This window comes from Ruegeria sp. CE8 (assembly GCF_056537465.1).
Window position 1 is genome coordinate 32,637 of sequence record NZ_JBQFRP010000015.1, and the last position, 11,969, is coordinate 44,605.

Here is an 11,969-nt window from a genome sequence, read left to right on the forward strand (position 1 = left end):
CTGAACCCGTTAAGGCACCGATGAACGGGCGGGCAGCCCGAAACCACAGAAATTCGAGCGGAAAGGAACCCACGGGATGACACAGGCGCTGCGGCTGGGAATTGCGGGCTTGGGAACAGTTGGGGTGGGTGTCGTGCGGATCGTGCGCCGCCATGCCGATCTGCTGCAGGCGCGTACAGGCCGTGCGATCGAAATCACCGCTGTTTCCGCGCGCGATGCAAACAAGGACCGCGGCGTGAGCCTGTCGGATTACGCGTGGGAGACTGATCCCGTCGCTCTGGCAAAACGCGATGATATTGACGTCTTTGTTGAACTGATGGGCGGCGAAAACGGTGCCGCCAAAGCATCGGTCGAGGCGGCGCTGGCCGCTGGCAAAGATGTTGTGACAGCAAACAAGGCACTCCTGGCAATCCATGGTCAGGAGCTGGCCGAAAAGGCCGAGGCCGCAGGCCGCGTAATCCGTTTCGAGGCCGCCGTCGCTGGCGGCATCCCGGTAGTTAAGTCCCTCACCGAAGGTCTGGCAGGCAACGAAATCACTCGCGTCATGGGCGTGATGAATGGCACCTGCAACTATATCCTGACCCGGATGCAGTCACAGGAGCTAGGCTATAACGCTCTGTTCGAGGAATGCGCCGAACTGGGCTACCTTGAGGCTGACCCAAACCTTGACGTGGGTGGTATCGACGCGGCGCATAAACTGGCGCTGCTGTCTTCGATCGCATTTGGCACCAAGCCGAATTTCGACGGCATCCAGATCGAAGGCATTCAGCAGATCAGCCTGGATGACATTCACCAAGCCGACGACATGGGCTATCGCATCAAGCTGCTGGGCGTTGCGCAACGCTCGGCCCGTGGACTGGAACAGCGGATGCAGCCATGCCTCGTGCCCAGCGGCTCGCCCTTGGGGCAGTTGGAAGGCGGCACCAATATGGTGGTGATCGAAGGCGATGCGGTTGAGCAGGTTGTCCTGCGCGGCCCCGGCGCAGGCGAAGGCCCAACGGCCAGTGCCGTGATGGGCGACGTGTGCGATCTGGCGCGCGGGCTGCAAATCCCGACATTCGGCCGTCCGGCGACCACGCTACAAGATGCCAAGCCCGCAATCACCGGTCTGCCCGCCCCCTATTATCTGCGTCTGGCGCTGTTCGACAAACCGGGGGCGCTGGCCAAAGTTGCCGCCATTCTGGGCGATGCCGGCGTCTCAATTGATCGGATGCGCCAATACGGGCACACAGAAGCCACCGCGCCGGTGCTGATCGTCACACACAAAACCACACGCGCGACACTGGACGTTGCTTTGGAAGGCCTCCGCGCGACCAATGTTGTATCGGGTGAGCCCGTTGCACTGCGGATTGAAGAGGTTTGACCCTTGCAGCCTGCCCAAAACGCAGGCTATGCCCGATGAAACGCCTTTATTGACCTGAGGATATCTAAAATGAGCGCTGCCAAAATCGATTTCAACGACCGCCTGTTGTCTCTGGGCCTAGCACGGGTCGCGGAACAGGCTGCACTGGCCTCGGCCTCGCTGGTCGGACGTGGCGACGAAAAAGCTGCGGATCAGGCGGCGGTGAACGCGATGCGCGAGCAACTGAACCTGCTGGACATCGCCGGTGTTGTCGTCATCGGCGAAGGCGAGCGCGACGAAGCGCCGATGCTGTACATCGGCGAAGAAGTGGGTACGGGCAGCGGCCCCGGTGTGGACATCGCTCTGGACCCGCTGGAAGGCACCACGCTGACCGCCAAGGATATGCCGAACGCGCTGACCGTGATCGCAATGGGCCCACGCGGCTCGATGCTGCACGCGCCGGATGTTTACATGGACAAGCTGGCCATCGGTCCGGGCTTTCCCGAAGGCGTCGTGAATCTGGACATGAGCCCGCGCGAACGCGTTGAAGCTCTGGCAAATGCCAAAGGCTGTGAGCCGGCCGATATCACCGTCTGCATTCTGGAACGCCCACGTCATGAGGCGATGATCGCCGAAGTGCGCGAAACCGGTGCCTCGATCCGTCTGATCACCGATGGTGACGTGGCGGGCGTCATGCACTGCGCCGAAAGCGAAGAGACAGGCATCGACATGTATATGGGCCAAGGTGGTGCGCCCGAGGGCGTTCTGGCAGCGGCTGCGCTGAAATGTATGGGTGGCCAGATCTTTGGCCGCCTGCTGTTCCGCAACGACGACGAACGTGGTCGGGCCGCCAAGGCGGGCATCACCGATCTGGACCGTGTGTATACCCGCGATGAGATGGTGACGGCTGATGTGATCTTTGCCGCAACCGGTGTGACAGGTGGCTCTCTGCTGCCGCGCATCAAGCGCGAGCCGGGTTGGGTCGAAACCACTACCCTGCTGATGCGGTCCAAGACCGGATCGGTACGCCGTATGTCCTACCGTACCCCCATGTGGCCGCACAACGAGGCATAAGCGGCTTGCGCCGCTGCCTTCGGCGAGAGTATCTGTAAATAGGTGAAGAGGCCGGGTCCGAGAGGGTCCGGCCTTGGCATATGAGGGCAGGCATGAGTTTCTTAGGGGTTGAGCAGTCACTGACAGGGCGGCGTTGGGTCGGACCGGAGGCCGAGGTCGAACGGGCTACGGAAATGCTGGTGCAACAGGCGGGCCTGCCACGTGCGGTGTGTCAGGTTCTGGCGCGGCGCGGCGTGCCCCCCATGGAAGCGCAGAGTTTTCTGGACCCCAAGCTGAAGGAACTGCTGCCTGATCCCCGGGCCATGAAGGACATGGAGAAGGCCGCGACGCGCTTTCTGGAAGCGGTCCGGAACAAGCAACGGATTGCGGTTTTTGCCGATTACGATGTGGATGGCGGCAGCTCGGCAGCCTTGCTGCTGGTCTGGCTGCGTCAGATGGGGCTGCAGGCGACGCTCTATGTACCGGACCGGATTGATGAGGGCTATGGGCCGAACGTACCCGCGATGCAGGAACTGGCAGCTGCGCATGACCTGATCATCTGCGTGGACTGTGGGACGCTCAGCCACGAACCGGTTGCGGCGGCGAAGGGCGCAGACGTCATCGTGCTGGACCACCACCTTGGGGGGGAGACGCTGCCCGACTGCGTTGCTGTGGTGAACCCTAACCGGCAGGATGAAAACGGCGATCTGGGTTATCTCTGCGCAGCGGGTGTCGTGTTCCTGATGTTGGTTGAGGCTGGCCGACAGTTGCGCGAGGCCGGGGTAAAAGGCCCGGACCTGATCAGTTTGCTGGATCTTGTGGCCCTTGCGACTGTTGCAGACGTGGCCCCCTTGATTGACGCGAACCGGGCGCTGGTCCGGCAAGGTCTGAAAGTCATGGCGCAACGGCAAAGACCGGGGTTGGTCGCGTTGTCGGATGTGGCACGTATGGATTCGGCCCCCAACAGCTACCATCTGGGCTTCCTCCTGGGGCCGCGCGTCAATGCGGGTGGGCGGATCGGTCAGGCGGATCTGGGGGCACGCCTGCTGAGCACCGACTCGATGACCGAGGCGGAGGCATTGTCTAACAGGCTGGACGAACTGAACACCGAACGACGTGATATTGAGAATGCGGTGCGCGCGGCAGCGTTGGAACAGGCCGAAGAGCGCGGGCTGGATGCGCCGCTGGTCTGGGCTGCGGGCGAAGGTTGGCATCCTGGAGTCGTCGGGATCGTGGCGTCCCGTCTCAAGGAAAGTGCGAACAGACCCGCCATCGTAATCGGCTTTGACGGGGATGAGGGTAAAGGATCGGGCCGCTCGGTTTCGGGCGTTGATCTGGGAGCGTCGATCCAGAGGTTGGCGGCTGAGGGGCTTTTGGTCAAAGGCGGCGGCCACAAGATGGCGGCAGGGCTAACCGTAATGCGGGACCAGTTGGAGCCGGCCATGGAACGCCTAAGCGAATTGCTGGCCAAGCAGGGTGCGGGTCAAGGCGGACCGGCGGACCTGAAGCTGGACGGTGCGCTGATGCCCGGCGCTGCCTCGGTTGACTTGATCGAACAGATCGAAAAGGCAGGGCCATTTGGGGCAAGTGCCCCTGCCCCGCGCTACGCTCTATCCGACTTACAGGTCCGCTTTGCCAAACGCGTGGGAGAATCGCACCTGAAGCTGTCTTTGTCGGACGGCATGGGCGCGGGACTGGACGCGATCGCCTTTGGTGCTTTTGACGGACCGATGGGTGAACGGCTATCCAATCACGGTGGCGCCCGGTTCCATTTCGCCGGGCGACTTGAGGTGAACACATGGGGCGGGCGGCAAAGTGTTCAACTGAGGCTAGAGGACGCGGCAGAGGCAAACTGAGCTCTTTTCCGGCCGCGCCAAAAAAGTTTCACATCCCTGCATTTTTCGACTTGCGGGGGTCAGAGGTAAACCGTAAAAGGCCCTCCACAAGCCAGCGTGGCCCGTTCGTCTATCGGTTAGGACGCCAGGTTTTCAACCTGGAAAGAGGGGTTCGATTCCCCTACGGGCTACCACTTGTGCTTGCGCCATTTCAGATGGCCCGTTCGTCTATCGGTTAGGACGCCAGGTTTTCAACCTGGAAAGAGGGGTTCGATTCCCCTACGGGCTACCAATTCTCCTCATCTACACTCCGAATTTTTCTCGACACAGGTCTTGTATCTGACCCCACAGGGATTTGAATTCCGGCGTATTTTCTGCGGCATAGTGAAAGTTCTTCATCAACCCGGTGAGCTGAGTGAACACCTGCCGTACCTCGGCCTTGTCCGTAAAGCTCGCGGTTGATTGAGTAACATCGTAGATCAGTTTGAACGTCATCTTCTGACGCTCCAGCGGAACCGTTGCATCCACCTTGTCGAACGCGTCCTGCTGCAAATAGACCATGTCCACGAACAGTGCTTTTTGTTGGGTCACGAAGTCCTCAATAGTGACGCCCTCTTCGCCGGTGACCTGCATCATCTGGTCCACCTGCTCACCCTTTTCAATCAGCGCCAGCAGATCACGCACCTTACCGGTCCAGCCGGGTTCTGCATTCTTGTCGTACCAATCCGAAAGCTGATCCGTGTATCGCGACCAGCTGAGCATCGGGTCGACGGCCGGATAGAACCGCTTGTAGGCACGCTCCGAAGAAAGGCCAAGGAAACACTTCACTGTGGAGAGTGTCGACTGCGTCACCGGCTCGTCAAAGTTGCCACCCGCGGGTGAAACTGTGCCGATCAGCGTCAGGCTGCCCAGATCGCCATCGTTGGTTTTCAGTGCGCCTGCGCGCTCGTATAGCCCCTTGATCGAGCTCTCCAGATAGGCTGGAAAACCTTCCTCGCCGGGAATCTCCTCAAGCTTGCCCGATGTCTCGCGCATGGCTTGCGCCCAACGGCTGGTGCTATCGGCGATCAGCAGCACGTCATAGCCCATCTGGCGGTAATACTCGCCAAGCGTGATCCCGGTGAAGATCGACGCCTCGCGCGCCGCCACGGGCATCGAGGAGGTGTTACATATAATGATCGTCCGGTCCATAAGGCTGCCGCCCGAGGTTGGGTCGGTCATCTTGGGGAATTCGTGGATCGTTTCCACCACTTCGCCGGCCCGTTCCCCGCAGGCCACAACGATGACGATATCGACCTTCGAATTCCGCGCGATCAGGTTTTGAAGCACGGTTTTACCGGCACCAAACGGACCAGGAATACAGGCCGTTCCGCCACGCGCGATGGGAAAGAACGTGTCGATCAGGCGTTGTGAAGTCAGCACTGGTTCGGTCGGATACAAACGCTCGGACAAGGCACGTTTCAGGATGCTTTCGGGCAAAGGTCGCCGTACCGGCCATTTCTGACATAGGGTCAGGGTGTGCTCACCGCCCTGCTCATCCTCCAGGCGCGCAACGATTTCGTGGATCGAAGCGGCGCCTTTCTGAACCCAGACGACCTTGTAATCGCCGACCCAATTGAATGGCAGCATGATCTTATGGGTGAACCGCCCCTCGGGCACGGTGCCGATGCTGTCGCCCGCCGTGACCGTATCCCCAACCTTGACCGATGGCGTGAACGACCACTTCGCTTGATCATCCAGCGGAGCAACGTCGGCACCGCGTGGCAGGAACGTCCCGAACTCGGCTGCGACCTTGGGCAAGGGTGACTGCAAACCGTCAAACACCTGACCCAACAGCCCCGGCCCAAGCTCTACCGAGAGCAGTTGCCCCGATTGCTCCACCGGGTCGCCAACGGCCACGCCGTCGGTGCTTTCATAAACCTGAACGTCGGCCGTATCGCCGCGCACGCGCAGCACCTCCGCCTTCAGCCGCTCCTGCCGTCCACCGGGGCCTGGCCGAGTGGGAAGGATGAAGACCACCTCGTTCTTGACCAATTGCCCGGGAACTCCGGCAGCATCCGGGTTGGCCTGAATTTGCACCAGCCCTTCCTGGACCGAGACGACACGGGCGGTTGCGGTTTGAACCGGGGGTGTTTGGGCAGTCATGCGCTTACTCTCTCAAAATCGAAATCTGCGACATTGGCCATGGCTTGTTGGGCCAGTTTCTCGAATCTGGCTGCTGCATCCTGAGCGTTGCTTTGGGCCCAGCGGTCAAAAATGTTCCAGATCAGAACGTAGATTGCCACCGCTTCGAAATCGAACAGGTGGCGGCCAGCGTGGCGTCTCAGTTGCTTGTGGCTGACGGACAAAAGCAACCGTTCCAGGCCCAACGGGTCCTCGACCTCCAGCAACTGACGCGCTTCTTTGATCCATGGCATCGGCACCGAAAGGCGGAAATCCGGGTCGCCCCAGTTGGCACAGATGTGACGGCTCCAGCGTCCAAAACCATAAGACCCCATTGGCGGATCTCCCCCCTGCCCGCGCAAGCGCAGCGCAGCGACGACGGTCCGAAGGTCCATGCGCTCAAGAAACACATCGCGCAGCGTCGGTTGCGGGATTTCGGCCAGAGCCTGTTTGCACCTCTGAACGGCCTGCGCGTCGGTGACGTCCATATCATACGCGCTCCAGTTCAGGGCATTTTCCATGACATTCAGGACACGGGCGTCCTCAGGCGTCAGCGCTTTCATGCGGCGATCCAACCGTAGCCGCGACAACGGAGGCTGTTTGGCGACGAATAACCGCTCAGAGCCCGGAAGGCTGCTGATCAGGGCGATATAGGCGTCAGGGTCCGACATCTCAGCGGATCACACCTTCCAGCACGGCACGGAACCGCGGCTGCAGATGCTCCATTAGCAGCGACGCGACGGCCTTGTCCGTCAGGTCAAGAACCACACCCTGATCCTCGGCTCGCACACGGATGCCGCTTTGCGTATCATCCGATGCGTGCAGTTCGACCTGTTCGCGTAGCATCTCGGCCGTCAATCCAAGGACATACTTGGTCAGCTTGCCTGACTGGATGTCATCAGCGTTTTGCTTGATGTCCTCTTGCGTCGCGACCTTGGCCGGCAGAATGACCTGCACTTTGCCATCCAAGTTGACGCCATCGGATTCACGTCCAACCACTTCAAGGATCATCTGTTTCAAAAGATCCGGGTCGGCCATTTCCTTGGTGACCAGACGCTCGACATCTTCGCGGAACCGATCCGTCAATCCACCCTTCATGGTCAGGACCGCATCCCGCATGGCGGTGTTCAACGCTTCTTCACCGGCCGAACGGTAATTGTCGGATTCAGTACGGGCCTTTTTCTGATAGTCGTCCGCCTCACGCTTTGCATCCGCCAGAATTTTGGCGGCTTCAGCCTTGGCCTCGGCGCGCAGCTTGTCAGCGTCTGCCTGACCGGCCGCTACGCCGTCATTGCGCAGCTTGTCGATCAGGGCATCTACGCCATGAGAAATCATGCCATCCTGTGCCATCAGCTGATCCCCGCGCTGATGACCAGAGCAAAGACGAAGGCAAAGACACCAAACCCCTCGATGATCGCTGCCGGAGCCAGTGCAAGGCCGAAGATCTCGGGCTTTTCCTTGGTGGCATTAATCGCCGCAGCACATGCCCTGCCCTGCCAAATACCGCAGTACATCAGCGCGATCCCCGACAGGATACCGATCCCGAACAAGCCGCCCGCGTTTTCGGGCGTCACGTCCCGGTTCAGGGTGAACATGATGACGATGCCATAGATGACCATCGTCGATGGGAAGGCCGACACGCCAACAAAGCGGCCATATCCACCATCGGTTTCCGTCATCGCCCCAATACTGGCCTGCCCGGCAATGGCACAGCCAATGGCGCTTGCAGCTGCACCCAGCGCCATCGGCGCATAGATGCCCAGCCAACCCAAAGTCAAAACAAGCTCATTCATTCCTGAACCTCCTTGCGGGCAAACGGGCGAAAGACGATGCCTTCGTCCGGCAGACCCCATTTAAAGAATTCGATGTAATTGAGACGTAAACCGTGGACGACGCCGCTCATCATGGCGAGGGCGAAGTTAAGAACATGGCCGATGATCAGGATCAGCAGTGCCAATAGAATACCCAGCCCCTTGAGGGACTGCATCACCGAAACCGCCAGATCGTTGAAGGTGATCGCCAGTGAGGCTGAGGCTAGCCCTAGCGCAAACAGACGCATATAGCTGAGCACGTCCCCGAAAGCTCCCATCGCGCCAGCAAGGCTTTGCAGCCCTTCAATCAAGCGCCAAAGCCAATCTATGGGCTTGTTGATGGGCAGGCCGCTAGAGAACCAGACGATGGCCAGAACCCCGATACCCACCAGGACCGCGCCGGGGATCAGTGAACTGCCCTTCATATAGCCGAGCCACAGAATAAACCCGCCAATCAGCGCCGCAATCCAACCTAGGTTGGCGATCGCCTTGCGCTGCCCCCACGCCGCGCGGGCCGCCAAGGCGTTGGCCAAAACCAGATGCAGTACACCCACAACAATCGAAACCAACATCATGGCACCGAAGTTGTTCAGGTCGAGCAGTTTGAGTTTGGCCCAAAACGATCCGTCAGGCGGCGAAACACCGAAGTAACTGCCGACGAGAACGCCGTACAGGATCGTCGCGCCCGAGATGATCACCCCGAACCTCCGCCAGGATCGCTCTCCTGGCGTTCCGTCGAGCCGTTTCCAAAACACCAGAAGGCCCAGTAGGATGATCGCTCCGTATCCCGCGTCAGCAACGATCATCGCAAAGAAGATCGCAAATGACGCCGCGACGATGACACTAGGGTCCCAATCTTTGTATCCGGGCACTTGATAAAACAGCGCCAAGTCTACGGCAGCGCTGCGTTTTTCCGGCTGTTCCAGCAAAGTGGGCGGGTTGTCATCAGGATCGGGCTCCTCGATCAGAACCGCGGCGTCCTTGGCGCCAGCCATGTCCAGCACCGCGTCAACGCGGTCCTCGGGCACCCAGCCTTGAAGGGCGAACATGGCCTCTTCGTCGCGTACCTTCTGCGTTGCATGGGCCAATTCAGCCGCACTTTCAGCAACTGACAAATTCCGTCGCATCAGCGTCAGATACCGCGTCTGCGCGACCCTCTCTGCATCCAGCGCTTCTATGGCGATCTCCGCTTCTTCCAGCTGCGCCTCAAGCTCGTGAATGGGAAGCGAACCGGTGTGAGTTCGGGGTACAGGAAGGATGTCGTCATCAGGTTCTTCGGGTGAAATCAGAACTGCGTAGATGAACCGATTGTCCTGCTGCAAAATGGCCCAGGGCAATTCCATAACTTCCAGCGCATCACGGTGCTTCAATGGCAACCGGTAAAACCACAACCTATTGCCAGCCAGCACATCGCCTGGCGGAAAGTCCAGATCGCCCCAGGGACGGACCTGAGCGATCCGGTTCGCCAGAAAATCCCGTCGGTCCGTCATATCGCGGGTGCGCTGCATCAGATCCAGAACATCTCTGACGAACTGCTCCATATCGAATTCCGGATCACGCTGTATCTGCCGACGGGGTTCGGCCACATCATTCAGAAACCGCAGGGCTTTATAGGCGTTACGAGCACCTCTTTCACTGATCTTCTCGGGTTCGCTGGGCGGTGGAGCCAGAGGCAGGACATGCATGCACCCAAGTTCCTGCAACGCTTCGAGCGTCTCGCCTTTATGAGCAGTTGGCCCTACCAGCGACAACTTCTTGAGCCTCGCGACACTCATGACACAGCCTCCTGCGCATGTTTGCGTTTCGAGATCTTCGAACGCACCACGGCCTGCATCTGTTCATCACTCAGGTAGATGCGGATTTTCTTGATGTTGGCCTTGGCGCGGGGGATCAGGACCTTTTCGAACAAATTGACCCGTTGGGTGATTGTGGCGACGGCCTTGTCAAATATCTTGACCCTCTCTTCGGCCACTTTAACGCGCAATCGCGCCTCGATCATGTCATGCAAAAGACTGGCTGCCGCATCGACCCAGTGCGGCTTGGCAAGAAAAGAATACGGGCGCACCGCAACCTCAATCCGATCCAGCGCTGGCATTTTGACGCCGACGACGTTGACCTCTTTGACCTTGTAGTCCTTCAACTCAACCAGACCATCCAGATCGACACCCTTCTGCGCCAACATCGGCAGTTTCTCACCGATCTTTTGCGCCAGCTCATGCACTTCATCCTGCAGGCGATGAACGTCCTCTCGCGCCTTGGCACGTTCTGCCATCAATTGCTGACGTTTGAGGTCAAGCGACGGCAGGAACCGTTCATAGCCTTTCAGCTGGGTCTGCTCGCGGGCGAGTGACGATTTATTCAGCTGCAACCGCGCCATCGGCATCCTTCGGGAAATACTTGTCGATAAGTTCCTGCTTCATCAGCAGCTGTTCAGGCGCGAAACACTCAGCCAGTGTTTTCCAGCCCAGATCCAGCGCCTCCTCGAGTGGAATCGAGACGTTGATGTCCATGAACCGGGTTCTGAAAAGGCCGCCGAACTTCAACAACTGATGATCGTAATCCGAAAGATCAAAAGCCATTGCCTGTTTCTGCGCGGCGTCGCGGCTTTCCGAATAGAACCGGATCATGGTGTTCATGATCTGGCTGTGGTCCTCGCGCGTGGTCTTGCCGATCACGTTCTGCTTGAGACGGGAAAGGCTGCCGAACGGGTCGATCACCCCGGAATGCAGATAAAACTGCCCCTCAGTGATATAGCCCGTGTTGTCCGGTACCGGATGGGTCACGTCGTTGCCCGGCATCGTGGTCACGGTCAAAACGGTCACCGAACCGCCCTTTGCATAATCACAGGCCTTCTCGTACCGGCGGGCCAATTGCGAGTACAGGTCGCCCATATATCCGCGCTGCGAGGGCACGCGTTCCTGGCTGATCCCAACCTCTTTCATCGCATCGGCATAGGCAGTCATATCGGTCAGCAGGACAAGAACGCGCTTGCCCTCTTCGACCGCGAATTTCTCTGCCACGGCCAGCGCCATGTCCGGCACAAGCAGCCGTTCGACCAGCGGGTCCATCGCCTGATTGACGAACATCACAGTGCGGGAAAATACACCCGCATCTTCAAACGATGTACGGAACGTGAAGTAATCGTCAAAGATCAGCCCCAATCCGCCGAACACCACAATATCTGCATCTGCCTGAATGCCGATCCGGCTGAGGAACGCGTTGAACGGCTCACCGGAAACCGAAAAGATCGGGATTTTCTGGCTTTCGACCAGAGTGTTGAACACGTCGATCATCGGAACATCCGTACGGATCATCTTGTTGGGTACGGCCCGTTCCGCGGGGTTGACGGTTGGGCCTCCGATGTCCACACGTGGCTCGGACGACAGGTCCGGACCACCGTCGATCGACACACCCGCACCGTCAAATACGCGCCCCAGGATGTTTTGCGAATACGGCGTTTGCATCGGGTGGCCAAGGAATGTCGCCGTGGCCTCGGTCGATATCCCCTTGGTGCCGGAAAACACCTGCAAGGTGACAACGTCCCGGTCGATAAAGATCGCCTGTGCCAGCGTCTTGTGGCCGTCCACAGTTTCGATAACGGCCAGATCATTGAAACGCACCGCGGCGTCGGTCGATCCGTCCAGCGGCACCCTGACCTTGATCGTATCCCCGACAATCTCAAGAACACGCGTGTACTTCAAAAGACTTCGGGACATTGCTCATCCTCAGTCGTTAAAGAGTTTTTTGAAATCGGCGCGGCGAAAT

General features: G+C 59.3%; 10 protein-coding genes and 2 tRNA genes. 5 read left to right on the forward strand and 7 right to left on the reverse strand.

The genetic code is table 11. The features are described 5' to 3' along the window. Positions 1–76 precede the first annotated feature (76 nt). From ACR0AA_RS20465 to ACR0AA_RS20485, 5 genes are all read left to right on the forward strand, one after another. Positions 77–1,363 (forward strand): homoserine dehydrogenase, encoded by a 1,287-nt coding sequence (locus tag ACR0AA_RS20465; protein WP_480757072.1) that lies wholly within the window; start codon positions 77–79, stop codon positions 1,361–1,363. A 69-nt stretch (positions 1,364–1,432) separates the two neighbouring features. After that, a complete protein-coding gene (glpX, locus tag ACR0AA_RS20470) occupies positions 1,433–2,416 on the forward strand; it encodes a class II fructose-bisphosphatase (protein ID WP_480663483.1) in 984 nt (327 codons plus the stop codon). Between the two features lie 92 nt (positions 2,417–2,508). After that, a complete protein-coding gene (recJ, locus tag ACR0AA_RS20475; protein WP_480757074.1) occupies positions 2,509–4,251 on the forward strand; it encodes a single-stranded-DNA-specific exonuclease RecJ in 1,743 nt (580 codons plus the stop codon). Between the two features lie 98 nt (positions 4,252–4,349). Beyond that, a tRNA-Glu gene (locus ACR0AA_RS20480) sits at positions 4,350–4,424 on the forward strand. Between the two features lie 23 nt (positions 4,425–4,447). Then, positions 4,448–4,522, forward strand: a tRNA-Glu gene (locus ACR0AA_RS20485). 11 nt (positions 4,523–4,533) lie between these two features. Here ACR0AA_RS20485 and ACR0AA_RS20490 read toward each other — a convergent pair. From ACR0AA_RS20490 to ACR0AA_RS20520, 7 genes are read right to left on the reverse strand one after another with little or no spacing between them, the layout of a single operon-like run. Beyond that, complete coding sequence (locus ACR0AA_RS20490; protein ID WP_480663487.1) at positions 4,534–6,375, reverse strand: V-type ATP synthase subunit A; 1,842 nt, start codon at positions 6,373–6,375, stop codon at positions 4,534–4,536. Further along, positions 6,372–7,064 (reverse strand): hypothetical protein, encoded by a 693-nt coding sequence (locus ACR0AA_RS20495; protein WP_480663489.1) that lies wholly within the window; start codon positions 7,062–7,064, stop codon positions 6,372–6,374. Before ACR0AA_RS20495 ends, ACR0AA_RS20490 begins: the two co-directional genes overlap by 4 nt. A gap of 1 nt (position 7,065) precedes the next feature. Further along, positions 7,066–7,743: a hypothetical protein gene (locus tag ACR0AA_RS20500; RefSeq protein ID WP_480663491.1), complete on the reverse strand. Its 678-nt coding sequence runs from the start codon at positions 7,741–7,743 to the stop codon at positions 7,066–7,068. Then, the gene (locus ACR0AA_RS20505) at positions 7,743–8,186 is read right to left on the reverse strand and encodes an ATP synthase subunit C (protein WP_170476012.1); all 444 of its coding nucleotides are present in this window, start codon (positions 8,184–8,186) and stop codon (positions 7,743–7,745) included. The genes ACR0AA_RS20500 and ACR0AA_RS20505 overlap by 1 nt, the downstream gene beginning before the upstream one ends. After that, positions 8,183–9,979, reverse strand: a complete 1,797-nt coding sequence (locus ACR0AA_RS20510) for a V-type ATP synthase subunit I (RefSeq protein ID WP_480663494.1) — start codon at positions 9,977–9,979, stop codon at positions 8,183–8,185. The genes ACR0AA_RS20505 and ACR0AA_RS20510 overlap by 4 nt, the downstream gene beginning before the upstream one ends. Beyond that, positions 9,976–10,581, reverse strand: coding sequence for a V-type ATP synthase subunit D (locus tag ACR0AA_RS20515; protein WP_480663496.1), 606 nt, complete (start codon positions 10,579–10,581; stop codon positions 9,976–9,978). The genes ACR0AA_RS20510 and ACR0AA_RS20515 overlap by 4 nt, the downstream gene beginning before the upstream one ends. Next, positions 10,559–11,920, reverse strand: a complete 1,362-nt coding sequence (locus ACR0AA_RS20520) for a V-type ATP synthase subunit B (protein ID WP_480663498.1) — start codon at positions 11,918–11,920, stop codon at positions 10,559–10,561. Before ACR0AA_RS20520 ends, ACR0AA_RS20515 begins: the two co-directional genes overlap by 23 nt. Between the last annotated feature and the right edge of the window lie 49 nt (positions 11,921–11,969).

Bases quoted from the DNA above. Each gene is read 5' to 3' on its own strand.
- glpX (WP_480663483.1), top strand. From the start codon at position 1,433: ATGAGCGCTGCCAAAATCGATTTCAACGACCGCCTGTTGTCTCTGGGC.
- ACR0AA_RS20505 (WP_170476012.1), bottom strand. From the start codon at position 8,186: ATGAATGAGCTTGTTTTGACTTTGGGTTGGCTGGGCATCTATGCGCCG.
- ACR0AA_RS20500 (WP_480663491.1), bottom strand. From the start codon at position 7,743: ATGGCACAGGATGGCATGATTTCTCATGGCGTAGATGCCCTGATCGAC.
- ACR0AA_RS20510 (WP_480663494.1), bottom strand. From the start codon at position 9,979: ATGAGTGTCGCGAGGCTCAAGAAGTTGTCGCTGGTAGGGCCAACTGCT.
- ACR0AA_RS20490 (WP_480663487.1), bottom strand. From the start codon at position 6,375: ATGACTGCCCAAACACCCCCGGTTCAAACCGCAACCGCCCGTGTCGTC.
- ACR0AA_RS20465 (WP_480757072.1), top strand. From the start codon at position 77: ATGACACAGGCGCTGCGGCTGGGAATTGCGGGCTTGGGAACAGTTGGG.
- ACR0AA_RS20495 (WP_480663489.1), bottom strand. From the start codon at position 7,064: ATGTCGGACCCTGACGCCTATATCGCCCTGATCAGCAGCCTTCCGGGC.
- recJ (WP_480757074.1), top strand. From the start codon at position 2,509: ATGAGTTTCTTAGGGGTTGAGCAGTCACTGACAGGGCGGCGTTGGGTC.
- ACR0AA_RS20515 (WP_480663496.1), bottom strand. From the start codon at position 10,581: ATGGCGCGGTTGCAGCTGAATAAATCGTCACTCGCCCGCGAGCAGACC.
- ACR0AA_RS20520 (WP_480663498.1), bottom strand. From the start codon at position 11,920: ATGTCCCGAAGTCTTTTGAAGTACACGCGTGTTCTTGAGATTGTCGGG.